This window comes from Mycobacteriales bacterium (assembly GCA_035690485.1).
Lineage (GTDB): Bacteria > Actinomycetota > Actinomycetes > JAFAQI01 > DASSKL01 > DASSKL01.
Genome location: DASSKL010000102.1, coordinates 65,788 through 90,147, shown reverse-complemented (window position 1 = coordinate 90,147; position 24,360 = coordinate 65,788). Strand labels below are relative to the sequence as shown.

Below are 24,360 nucleotides of genomic sequence, written 5' to 3'. Positions count from 1 at the left end.
TACGCTGGCGCCATGTCCGCCCTCGTGGACCGGTTCGACCGTGTCCACACCGACCTGCGCGTGTCGTTGACCGACCGCTGCAACCTGCGCTGCCACTACTGCATGCCGCCGGAGGGTCTCGACTGGCTCCCGTCGCCGGACCTGCTGACCGACGACGAGGTGGTGCGGCTGGTCGCCCTGGCCGTGCGGCTGGGCATCCGCGAGGTCCGGTTCACCGGCGGCGAGCCACTGCTGCGGCGCGGGCTGGTCGACATCGTGCGGCGCACCGCGGCGCTGGAACCACGGCCCCAGCTGTCGCTGACGACCAACGGCATCGGCCTGGCCCGCATGGCGCAGGCCCTGGTCGACGCAGGTCTCGACCGGGTCAACGTCAGCCTCGACACCCTGCGCCCCGAGGTCTTCGCGCAGATCGCCCGCCGTGACCGGATCGACGACGTGCTCGCCGGCCTCGCCGCGGCCGCGGCGGCGGGGCTGCGCCCGGTCAAGGTCAACGCGGTGCTGCTCCGCGGCATCAACGACGACGACGCGCTGCCGCTGCTCGACTTCTGCCTCGAGCAGGGATACGAGCTGCGCTTCATCGAGCAGATGCCGCTCGACGCCCAGCATGGCTGGGACCGCACCCAGATGGTCACCGCTGACGAGATCCTCGACCGGCTCACCGTGCGGCACAGCCTCGCCGCGATGCCCGGTCGCGGCAGCGAGCCGGCCGAGAGCTTCCTCGTCGACGGCGGCCCGGCCCGGGTCGGCATCATCGCGAGCGTCACCCGCCCGTTCTGCGCGGCCTGCGACCGGGTGCGCCTGACCGCCGACGGGCAGATCCGCAACTGCCTGTTCGCCCGCGAGGAGTCCGACCTGCGCGGTCCGATGCGCGCCGGGGCGACCGACGCCGAGCTCGCCGCCCGCTGGCGCGCCGCCATCATCGCGAAGAAGGCCGGCCACGGCATCGACGACCCGACCTTCCTGCAGCCCGACCGGCCGATGTCCGCCATCGGGGGATGACCGCGCTTCCGCCGTACGACGCCGTCGTGCTCGCCGGCGGAGCTGCCACCCGCCTCGGGGGCGTCGACAAACCGGCCCTGCCGGTCGGCGGGCGAGCCCTGCTCGACCGGGTGCTGCGGGCCGTCGACAGCGCCGAGCGCCGCATCGTCGTGGGGCCGCAGCGCGCGACCGAGGTACCGGTGACGTGGTGCCGCGAGGAGCCGCCCGGCGGCGGCCCGGCGGCAGGCGTCGCCGCGGCGCTGCCCCTGGTCCGAGCGCCGTGGGTGGCCCTGCTCGCGGGCGACCTGCCGTTCGTGCGCAGCGGCGATCTCGCCGCCCTGCGCGCGGGGGCGCTCGGCCACGACGGCGCCGTGCTCGTCGACGACGCCGGAGCCCGCCAGTGGCTGCTCGGTGTCTGGTCGCGCGAGGCGATCCGGCGCTGCACCTGGGCCGCGGGCGGCTCGATGCGCCGGCAGCTGGGTGGGCTCGACGTCGTCGAGCTCCGCGCGCCCGACCGGGCGGACGCGCCCTGGCTGGACTGCGACACCACCGATGACCTGCAGCGAGCGAGAGGACTGGTGTGAGCACCCTCGACGACTGGACCCGTACGGTCACCACCGCGCTCGGGCTCGAGCACGAGGTCGACCGTGACCTGCTGCTCGACCTGGCGGCCGAGGTGGCCCACAACGTGGCGCGGCCGGCGGCGCCGCTGACCACGTTCCTCGTCGGGCTGGCAGCGGGCAAGGCCGGCGGCAGCGCCGACGACGTGCGGGAGGTGGCCCGCAAGGTCGCCGCCCTGGCGCAGGGCTACACGCAGCCCGACGGCGCGCCCTGACCTACTCGACCGGGTCGATACGGCGCAGGAACCCGCGGACCGACAGGAACGACCCCAGGGTCTCGCGGTGCTCACCGCAGGCCAGCCACGTCTTCTCGCGATCCGGCGTGTGCACCTTCGGGTTGTTCCAGACGAGCACCCATGCGGCCTCGGCCTGGCAGCCCTTGGCGGAGCACTTCATTGCGACACCCCAGGAAAAAGCCCGGGAAACAAGGAAAAAAGGGGTGCCGAGCGACCACGGGGGCAGTCGCCCGGCACCGCCGTCGAGGCTACACAACGGTGCGCTCCGCACAACGCCGTGTCCCCGTGGCGAGGTTCGCAGGCCGCGTCTGGTACCAACACCGTCATGGACAACAGGACCTACGGGGTCAGCGAAATCGTCGGCACGTCGACCGACAGCATCCAGCAGGCGATCCGCAACGGCGTGGCGCGCGCGTCGCGCACGGTGCGCAACCTCGACTGGTTCGAGGTGGGGGAGATCCGCGGGCACATCGACGACGGCCAGGTGGCGCACTTCCAGGTGCAGATGAAGGTGGGCTTCCGCATCGAGGAACCCTCGTAGCGGTCTACGACGCGGGGCTCACGGAGCTCATGTTGAAGTCCGGCACCCGCAGCGGGGCCATGCGGGTGCGGGTGAAGTAGTCGCCGAACTCCCGCGGCAGCGTCGGCTCGGCTCGGCCCGCCTCGGTGGCGCGCGCGAGCACGTCGAGCGGGCTCTCGTTGAACCGGAAGTTCGTCACCGCGCCGGCGACCTCGCCGCCCTCGACGAGGAAGACGCCGTCGCGGGTCAGACCGGTCACGAGCAGCGTCTGCGGGTCGACCATCCGGACGTACCACAGGCACGTCAGCAGCAGCCCCCGCTGCGTGGTGGCGACCATCTCGTCCAGTGACGCCTGGCTGCCGGCCGCCTCGAGGCCGAGGTTGCCGACCTGCGCGGTCACTGGCTGCCCCGTGATCCCGGCCGAGTGCCGGGTCTGCACCAGCGCGGTGAGCTCTCCGTCGCGGATCCAGTCCGTGCTGCGCAGCGGCAGACCGTTGTCGAACGCGGACACCCGCCGGGACGACGCGCCGGCCGCGATGAACGGCGCCGCCTGCAGGCCGCTCATCTCCGGGTCGCTGTAGAGGCGCAGCGGCAGTTCGGCGAGGCGCTCCCCGATGCGGGTGCCGCCCCCGGGCTTGCGGAACGCCGTACGCCCTTCGACGGCGTCGAGTGCAGTCATCGACCAGTAGGCGTAGACCATCAGGTCGCCGACGGCCGACGGCGGTAGCAGCGTCTCGTAGCGCCCGGCCGGGAGCTCGAGGCGCCGGCGTGACCAGTCGAGCCGCTGGGCGAGGACGCGGGCGTGTGCGGCGATGTCGACGTCGCGGAAGTCGCGGGTGCCCTGACCCGTCCAGGAGGACCGATCGCCGTTCGGCGTACGGGCGGTGAGCTCGAGCCGGCCGTGGGGCTGCGGGTGCCGCAGCCGCAGGCCGGTGCTGGACGCCAGGTAGGTCGTCGTCAGCTCGTGCTCGGCGTAGCCGTAGAGCGAATGTCCGGCCGCGCCGGCGGCACCGAACGCGTCCCGCAGCGCCGGGGCGAAGTGCTCGAAGACGCCGATCGAGGTGCGCTCCGCAGGCTCCTCCCAGGACGCCGACACCGACTCCGCCGGGGTGATCAGCGGCGCCGCGTCGTCCTCGGGCTCGCTCTCGGCGGCCGCGTCCTCGGCGGCGCGGACGGTCGCCTCGATCGCGTCGGCCGTGACCCGCGTGCGGCTGACCGCGCCGAGCCGGGCGCCGTCGAAGGCGAGCACGGTGAGGGTGCGGCCCTCGGTGACGCCGTTGGTCGTCAGCGTGTTGCCGGCCCAGCGCAGGTTGGCGCTGGTCGAGTCGTCGACCAGCACGATGCACCCGTCGGTCCGGGACAGCGCCAGCGCGCGCTCGGCGACCTCCTGCGGCGTCATCGGTGCCCCTCTGCCGTCGTGTTGAGCACCCGGATGCCGCGAAAGCGCGCCGTCGGGCAGCCGTGGGAGACCGGCGCCACCTGGGCCGGCTGGCCCTTGCCGCAGTTGAACGCGCCGCCGAGGAGGTAGGTCTGCGGGCCGCCGACCGCGTCCATGGCGTTCCAGAAGTCCACGGTGTTGGCCTGGTAGGCCACGTCGCGCAGCTGCCCGGCGAGGTGGCCGTCCCTGATGCGGTAGAACCGTTGCCCGGTGAACTGGAAGTTGTAGCGCTGCATGTCGATCGACCAGCTGTTGTCGCCGACCACGTAGATCCCGTCGTCGACGCCGGCGATCAGCTCGTCGGTCGACGGGCCGCCGGCTGCCGGCTGCAACGAGACGTTGGCCATCCGCTGCAGCGGCATGTGGTGCGGCGCGTCCGCGAACGCGCAGCCGTTGGAGCGGCCCAGACCTTGCAGCCGGGCCATCCGCCGGTCGAGCTGGTAGCCGACGAGGACCCCGTCGCGGACGAGGTCCCAGGTCTGCGCGGCCACCCCGTCGTCGTCCCACCCGACGGTTGCCAGGCCGTGCTCCGCGGTGCGGTCGCCGGTGACGTGCATGACCGGCGAGCCGTACTGCAGGTTGCCGAGCCGGTCGAACGTCGCGAACGTCGTACCGGCGTAGTTGGCCTCGTAGCCGAGCGCGCGGTCGAGCTCGGTCGCATGGCCGATCGACTCGTGGATCGTGAGCCAGAGGTTCGAGGGGTCGATGACGAGGTCGTAGGTGCCGGCGGCCACCGAGGGCGCGGTCGCCTTCTCGAGCAGCAACCCGGGCAGCTCGGCGATCTCGCGGTCCCAGTCCCAGCAGCCGTCGCCGCCGGTCATCCACTCCCAGCCGCGGCCGGCCGGCGGCGCCAGGGTCCGCATCGACTCGAAACGACCGCTCTCGTCGTCGATCCACATCGCCTGCAGCTCGGCCTGCATGCGGACTCGGCGCTGCGCGGTGCGGGTGCCGGCCAGGTCGGCGTAGAACTTCACCTCCTTCACCGCGAGCATCGACGCGTCGGCGTGCCGGACGCCGTCGGCACGGAGCAGCCGCCCGCTGAGCTCGGCGAGCAAGCCGACCTGGTCGCGTTCGGGCACGTCGAGGGGATCGACGGCGTAGGAGGAGATCCACGTGCCTTGATGGACCGGCTCGTCGGCGAGCTCGACCGGTTCGGTGTTGACGGGCGCGGTCACCGCCGCGACGTCGACGGCCGCCGACGCGAGCCGTGCTGCGGCGTCGGCCGAGACGTCGGTGCCGGCGGCGAATCCCCAGGTCGAGTGGTGCGCGCCGGCCGCGACCACCACGCGCACGGCCAGGCCGACGTCCTCACCGGTGTGGGCGGTCTGCACGCGCCCGTCGGACAGGCGCAGGGCGCGGGATGCGATGCGCTCGACCCGCACGTCGGCGTGCACGGCACCGAGCTCGCGGGCCCTCGACAGGGCGGCGTCGGTCACCGCGTCGAGCGGTAGGCCGCCGAGGTCGTCGGTGCGCGGGTCGGTCGTGGGGATCGGCACGAGGCCGACCCTAGGTCGTGGGACGGGAGCGGAGTCTCAATGGGCGGCGGGGAGGGTCGCCAGCCGCTGCTGGAAGAGTGCTACGTGACCCGCGGCGACCACGCCGACCGCGATCGTCGCCGCGATGATCAGGATGCCCGGAAGCCCGCCGGTCGAGCCGTCGTGCGGGATGCCGATGCGGTCGTTGCCGGCCACTTGCGGGGTGATGCCGGCGGCGAGCTGGGCCTGCTCGGCGGGGAGCATGGGCGCGGAGGCGACGCTCGGCGCGAAGCCCAGGTCGGCGGCCGACGGGGCGGTCCAGTTGGTGAGGCCGTAGGTGGACGCGGCACCGGCGAGCACCGGCGTCGCGCCACCGGCGCTCGCGGCGGCGTACTTGGCGGGAAGCTGGCCGACCGGCGCCAGCGGTGGCGTGCCGGTGTGCGAGGAACCGCTCGGCGTGGCGCCGGACCCGGGGAGCGGACTGGTGGGCACCGTGCCGGGCGGCAGCTGGTTGGTGACCGGCGCCAGGACGCCGCTGACGGCGCCGACGACAGAGTTGACCGCGCTGTTGAGAGGCTCGGGCAGCGGTGCCGGTGAGGGGGCCGCGGTCGGTGTGGGACTAGGGGTGCTGCTGCCGGTGACCGCGCCGGTCAGCGTGTCGACTACCGCGGTCACCGGGTCGGTGGGGGAGGTGCTGGTCGACGTTCCGGTCGCGCTCGACAGCGTGCTCGTGGTGGTGCTGGTGACCGTGCCGAGGGCTGCGTCGGTGGGGCTCGGCAGCAGCCCGGCGAAGGCCATGCCGCCACCGGAGAGGACGAGCGCCAGGGTGCCGGCGGAGACCGTGCCGGCGCGGCGCAGCGTCTGCCGCGGGGCGCGAGGCTTGGCGTGGCTGGGCGTGTAGCGGTGCGCTGGAGCAGGCATCTGGCGACCTCCGTGACGGCTTCCGGCTGGACCCTCACGGTCTGTAACGAGGGCGCCCCCCGCGCGTTACGGCTGAATGTGCGTTCCGGGATGTTCAGGACCGGGGTGTTTGGTGCCGAAACAGGCAGCGTGGAGTCTCGGGGCATGCTCGCGTCCGGCGGGCGGGCCGACCCCGGGGGCACGACGACGGTCATCCGACCGGCCGCCGTGCTGCCCGAGGCCGCGGCTCGTGCCGTGCTCTCGGCGCTCGAACGTCTCGACGTCTCCCGCGGTGGCTACTGGAACGCCTCGCCGGGCATCTGGCAGCGATACGACCGCCCCTGGGACGGCGCCGCCGGTAGCACCGGTAGCGCCCGGTTGGTCGGCACCATCGCCGCGGTCTACGGCACGCCGTCGCGCTACGAGATCACCATCTACCGCGCCACGATCACCGAGCACGGGCTCGGCACCGGCTGGACCGTGGAGTCGTTGTGCGACGACGCCCTGGGCCACGCCGGGCTCACCCTCGCCCGGTGCCCGCGCGCTGCGTTGGTGAGCCCCCCCGTCCCGGACCCCTTCCGCGGCCACCGCCCGACCCGTCCCGCGGCAACCCCGGGCACGTGACGGGGCCTGCTCAGAGCAGCAGGTCGACGGCCACAACTAGCCCGAACGTGACCACGGCGAAGCGCAGCACCCGTGGCGACATCCGCCGTGCCAGCGAGCCGCCGACGTGGCCGCCCACGAGACTCGACCCGGCGAGCACGGCCGCGACCGACCACACGACCGGTCCGAACACCGCGAACACCACCGCGCCGACGATCGACACGACCAGGGACAGCGCCGACTTCAGCGCGTTGAGCCGCTGGAGGTCCTCGGGCAACAACATGCCGAGCAGTGCGAGCAGCATCACGCCGAGCGCCGCGCCGAAGTAGGACCCGTAGACCCCGCCGAGGAAGACGCCGATGTGCAGCGGGACCGGGTAGTCGTGCCGCTCCGAGCGGCGCTGCAGCAGGGCGGCCACCCGGGTCTGCAGCAGCATCATCAGGCAGCCGGCGATCACCAGCCAGGGCACGATCGTGCGGAAGAACGACGCGGGCGTGGTCAGCAGCACCGCGGCGCCGGCGCCCGCGCCCAGGACCGCGGCCACGAGCAGGGACGGCAGGCGACCGCGCTGCCCGGCGAGCTCACGCCGGTAGGCGAGGCTGCCGCCGAGGTAGCCGGGCAGCAGGCCGACCGTGTTGGTCACGTTGGCGGGCAGCGCGGGATAACCGATCGCGAGCAGGGCGGGGAACGAGATCAACGATCCGCCGCCGGCGATCGCGTTGACGGCGCCGGCCCCGAAGCCCGCCGCGGCGACCCCGATCGCCTCCGCGGGTGTCACGCGGCGGTCAGTCGAGCAGGTCGGGCTGCTCGCGGACGATCTTCTCGTACAGCGGCTGGAACGACAGCCAGCCGACGAAGTCGGTGCCGACCTGGTCGTGGGTCTTGCGCGCTTCCTCGGGGTCGATGGGCACCGGCGTGCCGGCGGCCTTGGCGAGCAGCTGCACCTGGCAGGAGCGCTCCATGGTGATGAACCAGAAGACCGCCGAGTCGACGCTCTGCCCCGTGGTCAGCAGGCCGTGGTTGCGCAGGATCGCGGCCTTGTTGTCACCGAGCGCATGCGCGATGCGCTTGCCCTCCTCGGTGTCGAACACCACGCCGGTGTAGTCGTCGAACAGCGCGTGGTCCTCGTAGAACGCGCACACGTCCTGGGTGATCGGCTCGAGCAGCTCGCCCAGGGTCGACAGCGCCCGTCCGTAGGTCGAGTGCGAGTGCGCCGCCGCGACGACGTCGGGCCGCGCCTGGTGGATCTGCGAGTGGATCGCGAACGCCGCCCGGTTGACCGTGTGCCGGCCCTCTACGACCTCACCGTCGTGGTTGACGAGGATCAGGTCGCTGGCCCTGATGTGCGCGAACGGCACCACGAACGGGTTGACCCAGAAGTGGTCCGGCATCCCCGGGTCGCGCGCGGTGATGTGACCGGCCACGCCCTCCGCGAAGCCGAACTTCGCGAACAGCCGGAAACCCGCGGCCAGCCGTTGCTTGCGGTGCAGGCGTTCTTCCTCGACGGAGGTGAACGTCGGTGGCTGCGGGAAGATCAGGTCGGGCATCGCGCGCTCCAGAGCCGGGTGATCCACGTCACCGGTCAGCCTACGCGCCGCGAGGGGTCGTTCCCGGTGGATCGGCCGGGCCGCTTCCGGGGGATCAGGCCGGGGCGCCCATGTCGCGCAGCCGGAACGGCTTCGGCGGCGGGGTGAGGTCGGCCCGCGGGCAGGTGGCCAGCGACAGCCCGCCGTACGCCAGCGCCTCGTCGCACAGGGACGTGACCGTCCAGCCCTGCTCGGTGCCCAGCCGGGTGATCGTCGCGCGGAAGATCGTGATCTCGTAGCGGGTCGGCGTGCCGTAGGCGACCTGCATGGTGCCGACGAGCGCCGCGCTGCCGATGCTGCCGTCGGGCGCGTCGAACGGGCCGTCGTAGCGCCGCCAGAGGTTGGGCTCGGCCCGCCAGCAGCCGCCCATCCGGACGTCGAGCAACGACAGCTCCATGAGCACCGAGCGGGCTGCGGTCTCGGGGAGCACGGCCGCGGGGCGGATGACCTCCGTGACACAGCCTTCGTCGTACATCTCCGAGACGAGGAGCTCGAGCTCGTCCATGGGGTTGGTCACGTCTCCCTCAGGGGCCTAGGCGATCGCGGTCCATTCGCGGTCAATGCCTGTTTCGGCTCCTGGAGTGTCGGGCTGTATGGCCCGATGGGATTACCGTGGAGAACATGAGCTCGCAGACCGGGATCGTCACCGAAGAGCGGCACTACACCGACTACCGGCTCGACGAGGGCGACCACGAGCGGTTCTCCCACTACGCGGAGAAGGACAAGATCACCGAGGCGATGGTGACCGGCACGCCGGTCACCGCGCTGTGCGGGAAGGTCTGGGTGCCCAGCCGTGACCCGTCGCGCTTCCCGGTCTGCCCGATGTGCAAGGAGCTCTACGACATGGGCCCCGAGGGCCGGATGCGCTTCTGGCGCGAGCGCGCGGGCGGCGGCGACGGCGGGGCCGGTGGGAGCGGCGGGGAGCAGTAGCGGCTGTTGCCGGCCCCGGAGGAATGGACAGTCCGGGCGCTAGGCCGAACGGACGAGTACCGATTCGGCCGAAACGGGGACGCGCGCCGCTCGGCCCGGGAAGACTTTGCCCGTGCTGATCCCGCAGGACATCGCGCGGCTGGAGAGCCCGATGCTGCGGGCACGCCTGACCGCGCACCTGCTCGACGAGCCGCGCCCCGACCAGTCCCAGCTCCAGGAGATCTTCGACCACGCGCTCGCCGAGCTCATCGCCGCGGGGTTCACGGTCGCCGAGATCGCCACCGGCACGTTCCTGGAGGAGCGTGAGATCCGTCGCCGGCTGCTGACTGTGCACGGCGGCTGACGTTCAGGCCGGTGGTTCACCCCGGCGTCCACCGGCGATCTCGTCCCAGGACGGCACGCTCACCCGGCGCTTGCGGGCCGGTCGGGGAGCCGTCACGGCAGGCCGCGGCTCCTCCTCGACGTCGACCACCGAGGCCTCGTGCTCCTGCCCGGGCTCCTCGGATTCCTTGGGCACTGTCAGCTCGCTGGGCAGCTCCGAAGCCAGCTCCGACTCGGGCTCCGGCTCAGGCTCGGGTTCCGGGCGCACGACGTACGGCGCGAGCTGGGCCGACCGCACCGGGCGCAGGACCGCGGTCAGCTCGTCGTCGTCGCTGGCCTCGCGCAGCATGGCCTGGGCCTGCGGGTCGAGCGGGCGCAGCCGCCGCGTCTCGGGCGCCCACGACCAGCGCGCGCTGCGCCGCCGCTCGGTCTCGTCCCAGGCGACCTGCACCAGCCAGCTGCCGTCGGCGCGTCGCCAGGAGTCCCACTCCGCTTCGAGCGGGTCCAGGCCGGCGGCTGCCAGGTGGTCGGCCACGATCTCGTCGAGCCGCCGCCCGTCGACCTGGGAGCGGCGGGCCATGTCGGCGTGGTGCGCCCGCTCGGCGAGGACAGGAGCCTCGAACCGGGCGATCGACTGCACCGGCACGCCGGTTGCCTCGGCCAGCTGCACCGAGCTCGCGCCGTGGCGCAGCCGGTCCTGGATCTCCCGGGGTGTCAGCGCGCTCTCGACCGGGATCACGAGCTGGTGACCGCGGCCGGTCACCGCGGCGCGCACGTCGTCGTCGACACGCAGCCGGAACCGCTCCCCGTCGGTCTCGACGACGAGGGCGCCGTCGTCGCCGACGACCCCGACGTACCTCAACTCCCGCACCCGGACAGACTGTCACGGGTCGGCGGGAGGAGCAGCGATGGAAGTCGGATTCGCCGTCCCCATGTCGGGGCCCTGGGCCACGCCCGACAACGTCGCGCGGGTCGCTCGCCGCGCCGAGGAGCTGGGCTACGCGTCGCTGTGGACCTTCCAGCGGCTGCTCTGGCCGGTCGAGATCACGGGGCCGGCCGCCGCGCCCTACCGCGAGGTGATCGACCCCGTCGCGACGCTCGGTTACCTCGCCGGGGTCACCTCGCGGGCGCGCCTGGGGGTGGCGGTGCTCAACGCGCCGTTCTTCGCCCCGGCGCTGCTCGCCAAGCAGCTCGCCACCGTCGACATCCTGTCCGGCGGCCGGCTCGACGTCGGGCTCGGCCTGGGGTGGATGGAGCAGGAGTACGCCGCGACCGGCGTGCCCTACCGCGACCGCGGCGCGCGGCTGGAGGAGCACCTGCGCTGTCTCTACGCGCTGTGGGCCGACGACCCGGTGGAGTTCCACGGCCGGTTCTACGACGTGCCGCCGACCCACGCCGACCCGAAACCGGTCCAGCGTCCCCGCCCGCCGGTCGTGCTCGGTGGCACGGTCGAGGCCGCCCTGCGGCGCGCCGGCCGGCTGGCCGACGGCTGGGTGAGCAGCAGCCGGGCCGACCTCGGCCGGATCGGGCAGTCGATCGCCGTCGTGCGCGCGGGCGCCGAGGAGGCCGGCCGCGATCCCGCCGCGGTGCGAGTGGTGGTGCGTGGTGTGGTGCTGCTCGGGTCCGACGAGGGCAAGCCGCTCGCCGGCAGCCCGGAGAAGGTGCGGGAGGACCTGGCCTGGCTGGGGGAGCAGGGCGTGACCGAGGTCTTCGTCGACCTGAACTTCGACCCGCGCGTCCCCACCGCCGACCCGGCCACCGCCATGCGGATGGCCGAGGACGCGCTGGAGGCCCTCGCGCCGTCGCGCTGATCTGCCGCGGCCGAGGCGGTCAGACGTCGTAGGTCGCCAGGTCGGCCGCGGCCTCGACCTCTGCGCCGAAGGCGTCGCCCGCCTCGACCGCCACGCGCTGGGGATCCATCGGATGGGCGACGTGGGTGACGAGCAGCCGGCGGGCACCGGCCCGTTTCGCCAGCTCGCCCGCCTGCGTGCCGGTGCAGTGGAGGTCCCTCGGTTTCCCGTCGGCCGACCCCGCCCAGGTCGCCTCGCACAGGAACAGATCGGCCCCGCGGGCGGTCTCGACGAGCGCGTCGCACGGACCGCTGTCGGCGCTGTAGGCGATGACGGTGCCGTCGTGCTCCGCCCGGACCGCGAGGGTTGGCACCGGGTGCGCCGTAGACCGGAACGACAGCCGCACCGGACCGGCCTCGACGACATCGTCCGGCTCGACGGCGTGCAGGTCGAGCAGCGGGCGCAGCCGGTCGACGCCACCCGCGATCGTGCCCAGGTAGCCCCAGGTGTCGCGCTGCGCGTAGAGCCGCAGCGGCCGCGGGCCCGCCGGGTGGAACTGGAGCGCCGTGTGCAGCGCGTAGGCGTCGGCCAGGTGGTCGTGGTGGCGGTGGGTCAGCACCAGCGCATCGACGTCGTGCACGTCGTGCTCGCGCAGGAGGTTGGTCATCGCGCCGTTGCCGCAGTCGAGCAGCACGCGGTGCCCGCCGGCCTCGAGGAGGTACGACGAGCAGGCGCGGCCGGGCGCCGGGTAGGAGCCGGCGCTGCCGAGGACCGTCAGCCTCACGCGACCCGCTTCGCGGCCTTGACCAGCTCGGCCAGGCCGTCCTCGACGCCGGCGCAGAGCACGTCGATGTCACCGGCCGACTCGTAGTCCCCGGTTACCCCGACGTTGAGCGCGCCGCAGTAGGAGAAGATCGCGACTCCGATGCGAATCCCGTTGCCGATCGGCACGTAGGGGAACGCGTCGGTCATCCGGCGGCCGGCGGCGTAGAGCGGGAACTGCGGGCCGGGCACGTTGGTCGTCACGGTGTTGATGTTGCGCTGCGAGGCGCGGGCGGCGACCCGCGCCCCGAGCGCGAGCAGCAGGGGCGGGGCGAACCCCGACAGCGACACCAGCGTCTCGCCCGCGACCGCCATCTTGGAGTCCTTCAGGTGGCGCATCTGGGCCTCGATGGCCCGCAGCCGCTCGACCGGGTCGTCGATGCCGACCGGGAGGTCGGCGAACATCGCCGACACCCGGTTGTTGTGGGTGCCGCGCTCGTCGGGTCGGCGTACCGACACCGGCACGAGGGAGCGGACGACGGTGCCGCCGACCGGCTCGCCCCGCGACAGCAGCAGGTCGCGGAAGCCGCGGGTGATCGTCGTGAGGATCACGTCGTTGACCGTGCCGCCGAACACCCTCCGCACCGCCTTCACGTCGTCGAGGCTGGTGCACGCCCAGGCCCAGACCCGATGCGGGCCGATGGGTCCGGACAGCGACGAGTGCGCGGTGGGGTTCAGCAGCCGCCGCAGCGCGAACAGGCCCCGCCCGCTCTCCTCGGCCAGCCGCGCGAACTCCAGCGGTGCCCGCAGCAGGGCCCGGGCCCCGCGCAGCTGCTCGTAGGGGCTGGTGATGCGGTCGCGCAGCCCCGCGCCCAGCAGCTGCAGACCGGTCGGCTCGGGGCCCGGACTCCAGCCGTCGGTCGTCTCCGCCGGCCGCTGCGGTTCGGGTTCGACGTCGAGGACGAGTGCCAGCAGGTCGGTGCCGGCGACCCCGTCGACGAGGCAGTGGTGCACCTTCGACAGCAGCGCCCAGCGGTCGTCGTGCAGGCCCTCGACCATCCACATCTCCCAGAGCGGCTTCTCCCGGTCGAGACGCTGCGACATGATCCGGCCGACCAGCGCGCGCAGCTGCTCCGGGCTGCCCGGACTCGGCAGCGCCGTACGCCGCAGGTGGTAGGCCAGCCGGAAGTGGGGGTCGTCGACCCAGACCGGTCGCTCCAGGTCGAACGGCACCGTGCGCACCTTCTGCCGGTAGCGCGGCACCTGACCGAGCTTGTTGCCGACCATCGCGGACATCTCGTCGTAGGTCGGCGGCGGCCCTTCGAAGATCGCGACCGAGCCGATGTGCATCAGCGGGCCGGCGTCCTCGATGTGCAGGAACGATGCGTCCTGCGGGCTGAGTCGGTCCATGCTGTCCTCCGTCCGGTCGTGCCCCCCGGCGTACCCCCGTGCGGCGTACCCGGTGCGGCGAGTCTGACCGAGGTGCGCGCCGGGTACCATGGTCGTGTCGTCCGGTACCCGACGAGGACTGGAACGCGCATGACAGCTGCCGCGGCGCGCCTTGACGCGCCCGTGCTCGTCCACGACGAGCCGTCCCTCTGGGACGTGCTCGGCGAGCTGCACTCCGCCGACGCCGACGACGTCCGCCACGCGCTGGTCCCGACGATGGGCGCGCTCCACGCCGGGCACGCCGCTCTGATCCGCCGGGCCCGCGAGCTCGCGCCGGTGACCGTCGTCTCGATCTTCGTCAACCCGCTGCAGTTCGGGGCGGGGGAGGACTTCGACCGCTACCCGCGCACGCTCGAGGCCGATGTCGGCATGTGCGCGGCGGAAGGCGTCGACGTCGTCTTCGCACCGCCGGTTGACGAGCTCTACCCGCTCGGTGACCCGCGGGTGACGGTCAGCGCCGGCCGGCTCGGCACCGTGCTCGAGGGAGCGGCACGCCCGGGCCACTTCGACGGCGTGCTGACCGTCGTGCTCAAGCTGTTCCACCTCGTGCAGCCCGACGCCGCGGTGTTCGGCGAGAAGGACTACCAGCAGCTCGCGCTGATTCGCCGGATGGTCGCCGACCTCGACGTCGACGTGGACGTTGTCGGCGTCCCCACCGTGCGCGAGCCCGACGGGCTGGCCCTGTCGAGCCGCAACCGCTACCTCTCCGACGTCGACCGGCGCGCCGCTCTGGCACTGCCTCGGGCGCTGCAGGCCGGTGTCGCGGCGTCCGGCGACGGGGTCGCCGCCGTCCTCGCCGCCGCGCGTGCCGAACTCGAGACCGAGCCGGCCGTAACCGTCGACTACCTGTCGCTCGTTGATCCCGTGACCTTCGACGAGGTCACGACCGACACTGCCGGCCCCGGCCGGTTGCTGGTCGCCGCTCGCGTGGGCGGCACCCGGCTGCTCGACAATGCACCCGTAGACCTCGGCACCGCCCTGGGCTGAAGGAGAGGCATCCACTCGTGTTCCGCACCATGCTGAAGTCCAAGATCCATCGGGCGACCGTGACGCAGGCCGACCTGCATTACGTGGGATCGGTCACCGTCGACCAGGACCTGATGGACGCCGCCGACCTGCTGCCCGGTGAGCAGGTGGCGATCGTCGACATCAACAACGGCTCGCGGCTGGAGACCTACGTCATTCCCGGCACCCGCGGCAGCGGCGTGATCGGCATCAACGGTGCCGCGGCGCGGCTGGTCGCTCCCGGAGACCTGGTGATTCTCATCAGCTACGCGTCCGTGTCCGACGCCGAGGCGCGCTCGCTCGTCCCGAGGGTCGTCTTCGTCGACGCCGACAACCGGATCGTGGGCACCGGGGGAGACCCGGCCGAGGCGCTGCCGGAGTTCGGTCAGCTGCGGGGGGACCAGATCTACTCGCCGCGGGCCGCAGACCCGCACGACGCAGCGGGAGCGCGGTCATGACCCACCACGAGCCCATCATGCAGGCGCCCTACGGCGGGCTCCCGCGCGAGCAGCGCGTCACGGTCCGCGACCTTCAGGCGATGACCGACCGCGGTGAGAAGTGGGCGATGCTCACGTCGTACGACGCGATGACCGCGGGCATCTTCGAGCACGCCGGCGTGCCGTGCCTGCTGGTCGGTGACAGCGCGGCGATGACGGTGTTCGGCCACGGGTCGACGCTGCCGATGACGGTCGATCTCGCTGTGGCGCTGACGCAGGCAGTCGTGCGGGGGACGCACCGGGCGCTGATCGTCGCCGACATGCCCTTCGGGTCCTACCAGGGCTCGCCCCAGCAGGCGCTCGACGCGGCCGTGCGGCTGATGGCCGAGGGCGGCGCGCACGCGGTGAAGCTCGAGGGTGGCCGACGGGTACTGCCCCAGGTCGAGCTGCTGGTGGCCTCCGGGATCCCGGTCATGGGCCACGTCGGCCTCACCCCGCAGAGCGTCAACGCCTTCGGCGGCCCACGGGTCCAGGGTCGTGGAGATGCCGGCGATGCCCTCCTGGACGACGCGCTTGCGCTCGAGGCGGCCGGCGCGTTCTCGGTCGTCCTGGAGGCGGTGCCGGCCGAGCTCGGATCACGGATCTCGGAACACCTGCACGTGCCCACCATCGGGATCGGCGCAGGTGCGGGCACCGACGCCCAGGTCCTCGTCTGGCAGGACATGGCCGGGCTGACCGTCGGGCATCTACCGAAGTTCGTGAAGCGCTACGCCAACATCGCCGAGATCCTCGAGGAAGCGGCGCGCACCTACGTCAAAGAGGTCTCGGCCGGCATCTTCCCAGACGAGGAGCACGCCTACCGGTGAGACCCTTCCCCCCATTCGCGCTGTGGGGGGTCGTGCCAGCGTTTGCCGCGGGGGTCGGTCCATTCGACGGTGTTGTCGTCGTGTCGCTGGTAGGTCCAGCGGGTGTGGGTTTTGAGCCGGTGGTGGCGCCGGCATAGGGGGGTGAGGTTGTGTCTGGTGGTGGGTCCGCCGTCGCTGTGGGGGATGCGATGGTCGAGGTCGGTGCGGGTGGCGGGGGTGGTGCAGCCGGGGAAGCGGCAGTGCTCGTCGCGGGCTTGGATGAACTCGCGTAGCCGTTGGGTGGGGCGGTAGCGTGCGCGGCCGAGGTCGAGCAGGTCGCCGGTGGTGGGTTCGGTGATCCAGCGTTGCCAGTCGCTGTCTTGGGCGAGGGCTCGGCCGATGGCGGGGGGTAGGGGTCCGTACCCGGGGAGGTCGACCGGGTTGTCCGCCAGGCCGAGTGCGGTGGCCAGGTCGATGCGCACCGCCACCGCGGCCCGGCCGGGCGTTTCGGGTGTTTGGGCGGTGCCGGTGACCAGCGCGACGAGCGCGTCGGCGCGGCGCTGGTCCAGCGTGCGACCGTCCCCGCCGCCGCCGCCGTTTCCGTGCCTGTCCGTGTCTCGGTCGTTGTGGCTGTCGCGGGCCCAGGTGTCGGCCAGCGTGGTCAGTGAGCGCCAGACCGCGGTGGCGTGTTCGGCGGGTAGGCGGGCGAGTAGCACGCTCATCCCGTCGGGTTCGGCCCACTGCACGACCGCCCGGCCGGCCCGGGCCCGGTGGTGGCGTTCGGCCGCGCCGGCCGGGTCGGCGGCGATGACCGCCCTGCGGACCAGGGTGCGGAACCGGCCCGGGGTCAGCTCGCCCGCCCGTTGCAGCGTCTGCTTGGCGACCAGCCGGGCGGTGTCGTCGTCGACCGCCGCGGTCTCCTCGACCAGGGCGAGGGCCTGGATCGGGGACAGCCTGCCGGCGTGCATGGCGTCGCGGGCGGCGATCAGCCGGCCGTGCAACGCCCGGGCGTGGCTGATGCGCCGGTGCGCCGCCATCGGGGAGATGTTGAGCACCACGGCGATGTCTTCGCGCGCCCAGTCCTCATCCCAGCACGGCTCGTCGGCCTGCGGCACCGTCGCGGCGGCGGCCAGCCACTGCGCTTTCACCGCCTCCAGCCAGGCCGAAGCCCGCTCGAGCGCGACCAGCCCGTCGAGCCGATCCGACAGGGACAGCTCCCACGGATCGGCGTCGCACACCCCGGCCAACACCTCCAACATGACAGCGACATTACGTGCCGGCACCGACAATTCGGACCCCACGACCGAACACTGTGCACGACCGGAAACCCTTGTGGAACAAGGAGATCCAGGAGCGCATGGCTCAGCCGGAAGCGCGGCTGGTCCCGGGGTAGTGCGTGCGCAGGCGCCGCCGCCCACTAGCCCGACGATCCCGTAGGAGGTGGCCGTCCCCCTAGGCGTCTAGGGGTGATGCACGATGTTGATCACGGTGCCGTCGGGGGCCCGGACGAAGAACCGGTGCACGCCCCACGCCTCGGTGCCCAGCGGGTGCACGATCTCGTAACCCCGCTCCTGCGCCTCGGCGTACGCGGCCTCCACGTCGTCGGTGAAGATCGAGAGGACGGGCGCTTCGGGTGCGGTGGCGTCGCGGGTGACGAGCTGGATGTTCACGCCGGTGTCCGGCGAGGTGAAGCGGGCTACCCACCCCATGTTGAACTCTTCGGTGCTCAGGCCGAGAAAGTCGGTGTAGAAGCTCTTCGCCGCCTCGATGTCCGCCACCTGGAGGTCGGCGATGATGCGGGTGGCGCGCATGAAGTCCTCCTGCCGAATGGTCCGACGTGATCTCACCGACGCCGACGGCCGCTTCCCGCTACTACGCGAGGCGGGCGGCGAGGTTGCGGAGCGTCTCACTCTGCAGCCGGCGTACGCCGAGGGGCGCGAAGATGCCCTCGAAGAACCCGCCGATCCCACCCGCCCCCTGCCAGGTGGTCGTCACGGTGACGCGCGTGCCGCCCCCCACGGGGGCGAGCGCCCACGTGGTCGACAGCGACGACTGCTGGTCCTGCTCGACGAGCCGGTGACCTGCCTCGGCGTTGACGACCTGCATGCGGTAATCACGTTGCCGGCCGGCGGCGGACAGCCGGTAGGTGACGACGGTGCCGGCGCCGGTCCCGCCCTCGACGACCGCGTAGTCGCTGTACGCGGCAGGCAGGATCGCCGGGCGCACCGTCGTGTAGTCGGCGAGCGCGTCGTACACCGTCTCCGGCGACGCCGGGACGATCTGCGTGGACTCTGCCTTCACGACACCCATGTGGACGAGTGTCGCAGTCAGGGATGACCGGTCACGAGTGGGTGCTGTCGACCACCTCTTGAACGTCGCCGAGCCCGGTCTCGATGTATCCGTTGGCGATCCAGGTGCAGCCCGTCGGCGACAGCCACACGTCGATGTCATTCCTGCGTGGATAGCGGAAGGCGATGATCGTCGCTGAGCCCATGCCTGCCGGACAGTCGTAGGACGCGCCGCCGACGTGACTCAAAGACAGATGCTTCACGGCGGAGGAAATGCGGCGGGCCTGATCGGCGTCGAGGGCACGCTGCGTGCGCAGCAGGCCCGTTTGTGAGGGCCCGGCGACGCGTCCGTCGTTCTCCTGTCCGCTGGAGTACTCGCACACGAGGCCGGCCGTTGGCTGACCGCCCGGAAGCAGCCGTGACGTCAACTCCGATCCGGAATTGGTGACTCCTACGAACTCGAAGACGCTCGGCGGGCACGGACCGTCGACGTCGACGTGCAGCCGCTGCCCCTGTGCTGCGTCTCTCATCGGTGTCGGGTCCAGCCAGACGACCACGCCGTCGGCGCGGATTGCGCTGCGGTCCTTGCCGTCGGGCGCGACGGCCACTTCCAGCTCTGCCGTTTGCCAGGTGTCCGAGGCCGGCGCACTGTAGGTGTCGCCACTCCACTGGGGAGCGTTGGCGAAGCCGCCGGACCCCGATCCCTGGTGGGCGAGCCCGTGCGGCGGGTGGGCCTTCATCCAGGCCAACGCCTGGCCGAACGGCATCGCCACCGTCCAGTACCCGGACTTGTCGACCAGCGATTCCGCGGCCGGCACTCCCAGCACCGGTTGGGCCAGCGCCTTCGGAGGGTTGCCCGTCTCGCCCGCGCCGTCGGGCAGCCGGACGAGGGACAGCAACCGGGACGCCTCTCGTGCCGCGGCCTGCTGGTTCGACGCAGCGCCCGGGTCGAGCGACGGCGACTCGGCGGCCGTGACGGAGGACGGCGGCGACCCGCTGCGCACGGTCACCGTCGTCGCGCCGCACCCCGCGGCACCGACGACCACCGCGACGACGGCTCCCGCGACGACGGCTCGCACGACGACGGCTCGCACGACGATGTGACGCGGGCCGCGCACCGTCGGTTCCCGCGACCCCGCGCTCGCGAAGATCTCAGCCGGCGGAGACCGGTGGTCGGCGGTCGGCCCAGGGCTTGGCCCGCTCGAGCTGCGACGCCAGCGTGACGAGCAGGGGTTCGCCGGCGTACGCCGCGACGAACTGGATCCCCACCGGCAACCCGTCGGCCGTCCAGTGCAGCGGCAACGACACGGCGGGTTGGCCGCTGACGTTGAACGGTGGCGTGAACGGCATCAGCGAGGTGATCCGCCGGCCGGCCTCGCCCACGTCACCGCCGGCGTCGAGCCAGCCCAGCTCGGGCGGGGGAGCGGTCAGCGTCGGGGTGACCAGCACGTCGAACCCGGCCCCGCCGGAGTCGGCCGGCTCCCACCACGACGCGGTGCGGCGGGTGAAGCCGTTGAGCCAGTCGCGGGTCTGCAGGTACGCCGCCGCCGTGATGTTCCGTCCCATGTGCCGGTAGACGACGTTGCGGGGTTCGAGCTCGTCGTCACGGATCTCACGCCCCAGCCGGTGCGGCCACTCGTGGTCCAGAGCCCACGCCATGTCGGCCGCGATCGTGTTGACGAAGTGCAGGCCGAACTCGGCCTCGGTCAGGGTGGGGGGATGGCCTTCGGATACGTCGTGCCCGAGGTCGGCGAGCAACCGGGCGACGTCGGCCATCGCCTGCGCGATCTCGGGATGGAACGACACGTCCGGCAGCGGTGAGGCCGTGACCACACCGATGCGCAGCCGCCCGGGATCACGGCCGACGCAGGTGGACAGCGGCGGGTCGAGAGCCGGTGCCCAGTAGGGGTCGCCGGGCATCGGCCGGCTGATCGCGTCGAGTGCCGCAGCGGTGTCGCGCACGCTGCGCGAGACCACCCCGTCGATCGTCGCGCCGGCCCACGACTCGCCGGTCTGCGGACCCTTGCTGACGCGCCCGCGCGACGGCTTGAGGCCGACTACACCGCACTCGCTGGCCGGGACGCGGATCGAGCCGCCGCCGTCGGTCGCGTGCGCGATCGGCACGAGCCCGGCGGCGACCGCCGCCGCGGAGCCGCCGCTGGACCCGCCGGTCGAGTGTGCGGTGTTCCACGGGTTGCGGCACGGCCCGTTGGCGACGGGTTCGGTCGTGACCGTCGTACCGAACTCCGGCACGTTGCTGCGACCGAGCGGCACCAGCCCGGCGCCGCGGAACAACCGCGACAGGTGGCTGTCGTCGGGTGAGCGCCAGCCGGCCTCCTTGGCGAACCGCGTGCCGGCCCACATCGGGTCACCCGCCATCAGGCAGCCGAGGTCCTTGAACAGCATCGGTACGCCGCGGAACGGCCCGTCCGGCAGGTCGCCAGCGGACTCCGCCCGGGCCGCGTCGAACCGTTCGGTGACGAGCACACCGAGCTGCGGATCGTGCCGTTGCAGCCGCTCGATCGCGGCGTCGACCAGCTCGCTGGGCGAGGCCTGGCCCGAGCGCACCAGCTCCGCCTGCGCCGTGGCGTCGAGCCACGCCAGGTCGCTCATGCGGCGAACGTGAAGCGCCCGCGGTCGATGACGACCGTGCCGTCGGCCTTCGCCGTCCGGAACGTCGCGGTGTCGCCGTCGACCCACATCGACACCGTCAGCGCATCGCCCGGCAGCACGGGTGAGGTGAACCGCGCGTCCATCGACCGGAAGCGCGCGGGATCGGAGGCGCACAGCGTGTGCAGCAGCGCCCGGCCGGTGAACCCGTAGGTGCACAGGCCGTGCAGGATCGGCCGCTCGAAGCCCGCGCGCGCGGCGAACTTCGGGTCGGAGTGCAGCGGGTTGCGGTCACCGGATAGCCGGTAGATCAGCGCCTGCTCCGGCCGGGTTTGGTAGGTCACCGTGTGGTCCGGTGCGCGGTCGGGCTTGTCCCACGAGCCCGAGGGACCACGGTCGCCGCCGAAGCCGCCCTCACCGCGGATGAAGGCACCCGAGCGGGTCTCCACGACGAGCTGGCCGGTGGCGGTGTCGCGGCCGGTTGTCTCGCTGACGACCAGCGCGCCGGAACCCTTGTCGTAGATACCGGTGATCTTCGACGTCACCTCGATGCTGCCTTGTGGTGACAGCGGCCGGTGCAGTGTCAGGCCCTGCTCGGCGTGCACCAGCATCGCCGGGTCGAACTGCCCCATCGAGCGACCGCGCCCGCCGGCATTCAGCACCACGGCGTAGGTCGGCAGCACCTGCTGCTCGACGCCGTCGGAGTTCTCGGTCGTGAACGGCAGCTCTTGCAGCGGCGCGTCGAGGCCTGCGCCGACGCCGAGCGCGTAGAGCAGCGCGTCCTTGGACGTCCACGACCTGGTGACCGGGTCGCTCTCGATTCCGATGACGGAGTGGTCCAGTGGCACGGCGTGATCCTTCCGATCCGGGGAGTCGGTCTCCTTGCCGAGATGTGCCGCCAGCGCGCCGGCAGCGTCACGACGGACATCATGGACAACGCACGGTGGCAGCCGCTCCCGAGGTGGCCGGCGACGGCCCTGGTCACAAACCGAATCGCATTCTAGAGTGCGCGAATGGAGCAACCGGCCTGGGTCGAGTTCTTCTTCGACCCGATCTGCCCGTGGGCCTACCAGACCAGCCTCTGGATGCGCGATGTGCGCGACCGGACCGACCTCGACGTGCGCTGGCGCTTCTTCAGCCTCGAGGAGATCAACCGGGTCGAGGGGAAGAAGCACCCCTGGGAGCGGCCGTGGTCCTACGGCTGGTCGCTCATGCGGGTGGGTGCCCTGCTGCGGCGTGAGGAGCCGGCCCTGCTCGACCGCTGGTACGCGGCGACCGGCGAGGCGCTCTTCGAGCAGGGCGAGCCGGTCTTCCTGCAGGAGGGCGCCGAACGCGTCGCTGCGGAAGCCGGGCTGCCAGCGGACGTCGTCGCGCGGGCGCTCGCGGACGAGACGACGCACGACGACGTGCGCAGTGACCACGACCACGTGGTGTCGACCTACGCCGGCTACGGCGTACCGACGTTGGTCTTCCCTACGGGACAGGCGATCTTCGGCCCTGTCGTCGTTCCCGCGCCGCGGGGTGACGATGCGCTTGCGCTGTGGGACGTCGTACGTGGTTGGCTGCAGTTCCCGCACCTGTACGAGATGCGTACGCCGAAGCGCCGGGCCGACCACGAGCACATCGCTGCGGCGTTCGAGCCGTATCTTCGGGCCCGCAAGTGGCAGACCATCCAGAACCCCGTGGAGTAGGCCGATGCGCGAGCCCGTCATCGAGACGCTGGGTGCCGTCTGGCACTCGATCTCCGAACTGTGCGACGACTTCGACGAGCAGCAGTGGAGTGCGCCGACCGAGTGCCCCGGTTGGAGTGTGCAGGACCAGGTATCCCACCTGGTGGGCTCCGAGTCGATCTTCATGGGTCAGCCGATGCCCGAGCACTCCCTGGCTGCGCCCGCGCCGCACGCCCGCAACCCGATGGGTGAGCGCAACGAGGTGATCGTCGACTACCGGCGCTCGCGCAGCGGGCGCGAGGTGCTCGAGGAGTTCCGCGCGGTCACCTCCGAGCGGCTGGCCCAGCTGCGAGCAATGTCGCCCGACGACCTCGCGGCCGAGACGATGACCCCGGTCGGGCCCGGCACACTGCGGGACCTGCTGGCGATCCGTGCCTTCGACGCGTGGGTGCACGAGCAGGACATCCGCCGCGCGGTCGGCCGGCCCGGCGAGCTCGGTGGCGTGGGCGCCGCGCACTCCGTGCAGCGCTGCTTCCTCGCCATGCCCTTCGTCGTGGGCAAGAAGGCCGGCGCCCCCGACGGCAGCAGCGTCGTCTTCGACGTCACCGGCGAGTCGCCGGCGACCCTTTCCGTCCTCGTCGCCGACGGTCGCGCCACGGTGCTCGACCGGTCGCCGGCCGATCCCACCGTGCGGCTCACCATGGACGTCGAGGCCTTCACCCGGCTCGGTTGCGGGCGATGGGAGCCGCAAGACGCGATCGACTCCGGCGCCGTACGCATCGAGGGTGACCGTGCACTCGGCGAGCGAATCCTCCAGCAGATCAACTTCATGATCTGAGCCGGAACGCTCAGCAGCGACGTCGACGCCGAGCGGCCCGATCAGGTTGCTTCGGGTTCGCGCGGCGGAGGCGGGTCGAACAGGTTGCGGCGCGGCCGGCCGCCCTCGGTCGCTCGCCGGTTGCCGTCCCACCAGATGTAGATGCCGATGTTCGCCACCAGCAGGATCAGGATGATCCGGCCGCGATCCCACCGCGTGGTCTGCACGGCGACCGGCCGCAGCGCCTGGCTGCCGCCGGCCACCTGGGGCGCGACGCCCGTCGATCCGCCGTCTGTGGCCGTCGCGGGGGCCACGACCGGAGACTGATCGAGCCCGGGCGAGGACGCCAGCGGTGGCGTGAAGGCTGCGCTCGGCATGCTGGGCACCCCGTCACCGCTCGCCGGCGCGGGAGCGACCGCGCCACCGGTGTCACCGCCGACGGGGGTGCCGCCGGTGGCTCCCTGCGTCACGTCGATCTGGCTCTCGGTCACCTTGGCGAATGCGGCGTCGAACGCCGGATAGACCTGCGACGGCGCCCCCGGCACCGTGCCGCTTGCCGGCGGGTTGACCTGCCCCGGCAGCATCTCGATGTCGACCGTGTTGCCGAGATCGAGCAGCGACAGGTCGAACTTCATCGTCTTCTGGTCCGCCGACAGCACCCCGCTGACGCTGCCGTGGCTGCAGTCCGCCGCCGGCGCCGACGAGAGGTCGCCGTGCCCGCCGGCGGGCTCCTGCCACGAGCCCTTCGTCGGGCAGGCCAGGATCGGGGTCGCGTTGAGGCCGGTGGCCGCGGCCGCGCCGGCCGACTCGAGCTGGGCGACCTGCAGGGTCACCACCGGCGCGCTCTCGCCGTCGGCCAGGGTGAAGCGCAGCGTGGACACGGCCTGGGCGCCGGCCGGGCTGGCCGACACGTAGAGCCCGCCGGCCGGCACCTGCGGCGCGGCGCCGGTGGCGTTGCCCTGCCACCAGTACGCCGCGGTCACGCCGGACACCGCGAACGCCGGTAGCGCCGGCAGGTACATCGCGAGAGCAGCGGTGGCGCCGGCCATGGCGCCGGCACGGCGCAGCATCGTCGTCATC

At 72.5% G+C, this 24,360-nt stretch carries 31 protein-coding genes; 14 read left to right on the top strand and 17 right to left on the bottom strand.

The annotated features are described in order from the left end of the window. Positions 1 to 12: 12 nt before the first annotated feature. Genes moaA through VFJ21_15555 form a run of 3 tightly spaced genes read left to right on the top strand, consistent with a single transcriptional unit; the run spans position 13 to position 1,813 of the window. Complete coding sequence (moaA, locus tag VFJ21_15565) at positions 13 to 999, top strand: GTP 3',8-cyclase MoaA (protein HET7408541.1); 987 nt, start codon at positions 13 to 15, stop codon at positions 997 to 999. Then, entirely contained in the window at positions 996 to 1,562 is a 567-nt protein-coding gene (locus VFJ21_15560) for an NTP transferase domain-containing protein (protein HET7408540.1), read from the top strand. The genes moaA and VFJ21_15560 overlap by 4 nt, the downstream gene beginning before the upstream one ends. Further along, complete coding sequence (locus VFJ21_15555; GenBank protein HET7408539.1) at positions 1,559 to 1,813, top strand: DUF6457 domain-containing protein; 255 nt, start codon at positions 1,559 to 1,561, stop codon at positions 1,811 to 1,813. The genes VFJ21_15560 and VFJ21_15555 overlap by 4 nt, the downstream gene beginning before the upstream one ends. Before the next feature lies 1 nt (position 1,814). Here the strand turns inward: VFJ21_15555 and VFJ21_15550 are convergent, their stop codons facing one another. Further along, positions 1,815 to 1,994 (bottom strand): hypothetical protein, encoded by a 180-nt coding sequence (locus VFJ21_15550; protein ID HET7408538.1) that lies wholly within the window; start codon positions 1,992 to 1,994, stop codon positions 1,815 to 1,817. A gap of 165 nt (positions 1,995 to 2,159) precedes the next feature. On the opposite strand from VFJ21_15550, the gene VFJ21_15545 reads away from it, so the two are divergent. Then, positions 2,160 to 2,375: a dodecin gene (locus VFJ21_15545; protein HET7408537.1), complete on the top strand. Its 216-nt coding sequence runs from the start codon at positions 2,160 to 2,162 to the stop codon at positions 2,373 to 2,375. Between the two features lie 4 nt (positions 2,376 to 2,379). Here VFJ21_15545 and VFJ21_15540 read toward each other — a convergent pair whose 3' ends face one another. The 3 genes from VFJ21_15540 to VFJ21_15530 are packed head-to-tail and all read right to left on the bottom strand — an operon-like array spanning position 2,380 to position 6,188. Further along, positions 2,380 to 3,753 carry a metallopeptidase TldD-related protein gene (locus VFJ21_15540; GenBank protein HET7408536.1) on the bottom strand — a complete coding sequence of 458 codons (1,374 nt, stop codon included), beginning with the start codon at positions 3,751 to 3,753 and terminating at the stop codon, positions 2,380 to 2,382. Next, positions 3,750 to 5,288: a TldD/PmbA family protein gene (locus VFJ21_15535; GenBank protein ID HET7408535.1), complete on the bottom strand. Its 1,539-nt coding sequence runs from the start codon at positions 5,286 to 5,288 to the stop codon at positions 3,750 to 3,752. Before VFJ21_15535 ends, VFJ21_15540 begins: the two co-directional genes overlap by 4 nt. A gap of 36 nt (positions 5,289 to 5,324) precedes the next feature. Then, entirely contained in the window at positions 5,325 to 6,188 is an 864-nt protein-coding gene (locus VFJ21_15530; protein ID HET7408534.1) for a hypothetical protein, read from the bottom strand. Positions 6,189 to 6,317: 129 nt separating this feature from the next. Between VFJ21_15530 and VFJ21_15525 the strand changes: the two genes are divergently transcribed. Next, the gene (locus tag VFJ21_15525) at positions 6,318 to 6,791 is read left to right on the top strand and encodes a hypothetical protein (protein HET7408533.1); all 474 of its coding nucleotides are present in this window, start codon (positions 6,318 to 6,320) and stop codon (positions 6,789 to 6,791) included. A 10-nt stretch (positions 6,792 to 6,801) separates the two neighbouring features. On the opposite strand, the gene VFJ21_15520 is transcribed toward VFJ21_15525, so the two are convergent. The 3 genes from VFJ21_15520 to VFJ21_15510 form a co-directional block, all read right to left on the bottom strand. After that, positions 6,802 to 7,548, bottom strand: coding sequence for a sulfite exporter TauE/SafE family protein (locus tag VFJ21_15520; GenBank protein HET7408532.1), 747 nt, complete (start codon positions 7,546 to 7,548; stop codon positions 6,802 to 6,804). 7 nt (positions 7,549 to 7,555) lie between these two features. Next, positions 7,556 to 8,317 (bottom strand): class II aldolase/adducin family protein, encoded by a 762-nt coding sequence (locus tag VFJ21_15515; protein HET7408531.1) that lies wholly within the window; start codon positions 8,315 to 8,317, stop codon positions 7,556 to 7,558. 94 nt (positions 8,318 to 8,411) lie between these two features. Then, the gene (locus VFJ21_15510) at positions 8,412 to 8,873 is read right to left on the bottom strand and encodes a hypothetical protein (GenBank protein HET7408530.1); all 462 of its coding nucleotides are present in this window, start codon (positions 8,871 to 8,873) and stop codon (positions 8,412 to 8,414) included. A 104-nt stretch (positions 8,874 to 8,977) separates the two neighbouring features. Here VFJ21_15510 and VFJ21_15505 point away from each other — a divergent pair, with 104 nt between their 5' ends. After that, the gene (locus VFJ21_15505; protein ID HET7408529.1) at positions 8,978 to 9,286 is read left to right on the top strand and encodes a DUF3039 domain-containing protein; all 309 of its coding nucleotides are present in this window, start codon (positions 8,978 to 8,980) and stop codon (positions 9,284 to 9,286) included. Between the two features lie 112 nt (positions 9,287 to 9,398). Continuing rightward, the gene (locus tag VFJ21_15500; GenBank protein ID HET7408528.1) at positions 9,399 to 9,629 is read left to right on the top strand and encodes a hypothetical protein; all 231 of its coding nucleotides are present in this window, start codon (positions 9,399 to 9,401) and stop codon (positions 9,627 to 9,629) included. A gap of 3 nt (positions 9,630 to 9,632) precedes the next feature. Here the strand turns inward: VFJ21_15500 and sepH are convergent, their stop codons facing one another. Continuing rightward, complete coding sequence (gene sepH, locus VFJ21_15495; protein HET7408527.1) at positions 9,633 to 10,478, bottom strand: septation protein SepH; 846 nt, start codon at positions 10,476 to 10,478, stop codon at positions 9,633 to 9,635. A gap of 37 nt (positions 10,479 to 10,515) precedes the next feature. Between sepH and VFJ21_15490 the strand changes: the two genes are divergently transcribed. Continuing rightward, positions 10,516 to 11,418, top strand: a complete 903-nt coding sequence (locus tag VFJ21_15490; GenBank protein HET7408526.1) for a TIGR03619 family F420-dependent LLM class oxidoreductase — start codon at positions 10,516 to 10,518, stop codon at positions 11,416 to 11,418. A gap of 19 nt (positions 11,419 to 11,437) precedes the next feature. Here VFJ21_15490 and VFJ21_15485 read toward each other — a convergent pair whose 3' ends face one another. Both VFJ21_15485 and VFJ21_15480 read right to left on the bottom strand, forming a co-directional pair. Further along, the gene (locus tag VFJ21_15485) at positions 11,438 to 12,181 is read right to left on the bottom strand and encodes an MBL fold metallo-hydrolase (protein ID HET7408525.1); all 744 of its coding nucleotides are present in this window, start codon (positions 12,179 to 12,181) and stop codon (positions 11,438 to 11,440) included. Then, positions 12,178 to 13,569 (bottom strand): wax ester/triacylglycerol synthase family O-acyltransferase, encoded by a 1,392-nt coding sequence (locus VFJ21_15480; GenBank protein HET7408524.1) that lies wholly within the window; start codon positions 13,567 to 13,569, stop codon positions 12,178 to 12,180. Before VFJ21_15480 ends, VFJ21_15485 begins: the two co-directional genes overlap by 4 nt. A 129-nt stretch (positions 13,570 to 13,698) precedes the next feature. Here VFJ21_15480 and panC point away from each other — a divergent pair, with 129 nt between their 5' ends. The 3 genes from panC to panB are packed head-to-tail and all read left to right on the top strand — an operon-like array spanning position 13,699 to position 15,916. Continuing rightward, positions 13,699 to 14,595: a pantoate--beta-alanine ligase gene (gene panC / locus VFJ21_15475; protein ID HET7408523.1), complete on the top strand. Its 897-nt coding sequence runs from the start codon at positions 13,699 to 13,701 to the stop codon at positions 14,593 to 14,595. Positions 14,596 to 14,612: 17 nt separating this feature from the next. Then, positions 14,613 to 15,071 (top strand): aspartate 1-decarboxylase, encoded by a 459-nt coding sequence (gene panD / locus VFJ21_15470; protein HET7408522.1) that lies wholly within the window; start codon positions 14,613 to 14,615, stop codon positions 15,069 to 15,071. Next, positions 15,068 to 15,916 (top strand): 3-methyl-2-oxobutanoate hydroxymethyltransferase, encoded by an 849-nt coding sequence (gene panB / locus VFJ21_15465; GenBank protein ID HET7408521.1) that lies wholly within the window; start codon positions 15,068 to 15,070, stop codon positions 15,914 to 15,916. Before panD ends, panB begins: the two co-directional genes overlap by 4 nt. Here the strand turns inward: panB and VFJ21_15460 are convergent. The 4 genes from VFJ21_15460 to VFJ21_15445 form a co-directional block, all read right to left on the bottom strand. Continuing rightward, positions 15,907 to 17,154, bottom strand: a complete 1,248-nt coding sequence (locus VFJ21_15460) for a DUF222 domain-containing protein (protein ID HET7408520.1) — start codon at positions 17,152 to 17,154, stop codon at positions 15,907 to 15,909. The genes panB and VFJ21_15460 overlap by 10 nt on opposite strands. A 201-nt stretch (positions 17,155 to 17,355) precedes the next feature. Beyond that, positions 17,356 to 17,706 (bottom strand): VOC family protein, encoded by a 351-nt coding sequence (locus VFJ21_15455; GenBank protein HET7408519.1) that lies wholly within the window; start codon positions 17,704 to 17,706, stop codon positions 17,356 to 17,358. 61 nt (positions 17,707 to 17,767) lie between these two features. Next, positions 17,768 to 18,205, bottom strand: a complete 438-nt coding sequence (locus VFJ21_15450) for an SRPBCC family protein (GenBank protein ID HET7408518.1) — start codon at positions 18,203 to 18,205, stop codon at positions 17,768 to 17,770. 31 nt (positions 18,206 to 18,236) lie between these two features. Then, positions 18,237 to 19,082, bottom strand: coding sequence for a hypothetical protein (locus tag VFJ21_15445; GenBank protein ID HET7408517.1), 846 nt, complete (start codon positions 19,080 to 19,082; stop codon positions 18,237 to 18,239). A gap of 73 nt (positions 19,083 to 19,155) precedes the next feature. On the opposite strand from VFJ21_15445, the gene VFJ21_15440 reads away from it, so the two are divergent. Further along, positions 19,156 to 19,287 carry a hypothetical protein gene (locus tag VFJ21_15440; protein HET7408516.1) on the top strand — a complete coding sequence of 44 codons (132 nt, stop codon included), beginning with the start codon at positions 19,156 to 19,158 and terminating at the stop codon, positions 19,285 to 19,287. 48 nt (positions 19,288 to 19,335) lie between these two features. Here the strand turns inward: VFJ21_15440 and VFJ21_15435 are convergent, their stop codons facing one another. Together VFJ21_15435 and VFJ21_15430 are read right to left on the bottom strand one after the other, a co-directional pair. Continuing rightward, positions 19,336 to 20,796, bottom strand: a complete 1,461-nt coding sequence (locus VFJ21_15435) for an amidase family protein (protein ID HET7408515.1) — start codon at positions 20,794 to 20,796, stop codon at positions 19,336 to 19,338. Continuing rightward, a complete protein-coding gene (locus VFJ21_15430; GenBank protein ID HET7408514.1) occupies positions 20,793 to 21,641 on the bottom strand; it encodes a MaoC/PaaZ C-terminal domain-containing protein in 849 nt (282 codons plus the stop codon). The genes VFJ21_15435 and VFJ21_15430 overlap by 4 nt, the downstream gene beginning before the upstream one ends. Positions 21,642 to 21,806: 165 nt before the next feature. Between VFJ21_15430 and VFJ21_15425 the strand changes: the two genes are divergently transcribed. Together VFJ21_15425 and VFJ21_15420 are read left to right on the top strand one after the other, a co-directional pair. Continuing rightward, entirely contained in the window at positions 21,807 to 22,484 is a 678-nt protein-coding gene (locus VFJ21_15425) for a hypothetical protein (GenBank protein HET7408513.1), read from the top strand. 4 nt (positions 22,485 to 22,488) lie between these two features. After that, positions 22,489 to 23,301: a maleylpyruvate isomerase family mycothiol-dependent enzyme gene (locus VFJ21_15420; protein HET7408512.1), complete on the top strand. Its 813-nt coding sequence runs from the start codon at positions 22,489 to 22,491 to the stop codon at positions 23,299 to 23,301. A 41-nt stretch (positions 23,302 to 23,342) separates the two neighbouring features. Here VFJ21_15420 and VFJ21_15415 read toward each other — a convergent pair whose 3' ends face one another. Next, entirely contained in the window at positions 23,343 to 24,359 is a 1,017-nt protein-coding gene (locus VFJ21_15415) for a hypothetical protein (protein ID HET7408511.1), read from the bottom strand. Position 24,360 lies beyond the last annotated feature (1 nt).

Bases quoted from the DNA above. Each gene is read 5' to 3' on its own strand.
- VFJ21_15420 (HET7408512.1), top strand. From the start codon at position 22,489: ATGCGCGAGCCCGTCATCGAGACGCTGGGTGCCGTCTGGCACTCGATC.
- VFJ21_15415 (HET7408511.1), bottom strand. From the start codon at position 24,359: ATGACGACGATGCTGCGCCGTGCCGGCGCCATGGCCGGCGCCACCGCT.
- VFJ21_15560 (HET7408540.1), top strand. From the start codon at position 996: ATGACCGCGCTTCCGCCGTACGACGCCGTCGTGCTCGCCGGCGGAGCT.
- VFJ21_15450 (HET7408518.1), bottom strand. From the start codon at position 18,205: ATGGGTGTCGTGAAGGCAGAGTCCACGCAGATCGTCCCGGCGTCGCCG.
- VFJ21_15435 (HET7408515.1), bottom strand. From the start codon at position 20,796: ATGAGCGACCTGGCGTGGCTCGACGCCACGGCGCAGGCGGAGCTGGTG.
- panC (HET7408523.1), top strand. From the start codon at position 13,699: ATGACAGCTGCCGCGGCGCGCCTTGACGCGCCCGTGCTCGTCCACGAC.
- VFJ21_15505 (HET7408529.1), top strand. From the start codon at position 8,978: ATGAGCTCGCAGACCGGGATCGTCACCGAAGAGCGGCACTACACCGAC.
- VFJ21_15550 (HET7408538.1), bottom strand. From the start codon at position 1,994: ATGAAGTGCTCCGCCAAGGGCTGCCAGGCCGAGGCCGCATGGGTGCTC.
- VFJ21_15540 (HET7408536.1), bottom strand. From the start codon at position 3,753: ATGACGCCGCAGGAGGTCGCCGAGCGCGCGCTGGCGCTGTCCCGGACC.
- VFJ21_15455 (HET7408519.1), bottom strand. From the start codon at position 17,706: ATGCGCGCCACCCGCATCATCGCCGACCTCCAGGTGGCGGACATCGAG.
- VFJ21_15490 (HET7408526.1), top strand. From the start codon at position 10,516: ATGGAAGTCGGATTCGCCGTCCCCATGTCGGGGCCCTGGGCCACGCCC.
- VFJ21_15425 (HET7408513.1), top strand. From the start codon at position 21,807: ATGGAGCAACCGGCCTGGGTCGAGTTCTTCTTCGACCCGATCTGCCCG.
- VFJ21_15460 (HET7408520.1), bottom strand. From the start codon at position 17,154: ATGTTGGAGGTGTTGGCCGGGGTGTGCGACGCCGATCCGTGGGAGCTG.
- moaA (HET7408541.1), top strand. From the start codon at position 13: ATGTCCGCCCTCGTGGACCGGTTCGACCGTGTCCACACCGACCTGCGC.
- panB (HET7408521.1), top strand. From the start codon at position 15,068: ATGACCCACCACGAGCCCATCATGCAGGCGCCCTACGGCGGGCTCCCG.
- VFJ21_15515 (HET7408531.1), bottom strand. From the start codon at position 8,317: ATGCCCGACCTGATCTTCCCGCAGCCACCGACGTTCACCTCCGTCGAG.
- VFJ21_15545 (HET7408537.1), top strand. From the start codon at position 2,160: ATGGACAACAGGACCTACGGGGTCAGCGAAATCGTCGGCACGTCGACC.
- VFJ21_15530 (HET7408534.1), bottom strand. From the start codon at position 6,188: ATGCCTGCTCCAGCGCACCGCTACACGCCCAGCCACGCCAAGCCTCGC.
- VFJ21_15480 (HET7408524.1), bottom strand. From the start codon at position 13,569: ATGGACCGACTCAGCCCGCAGGACGCATCGTTCCTGCACATCGAGGAC.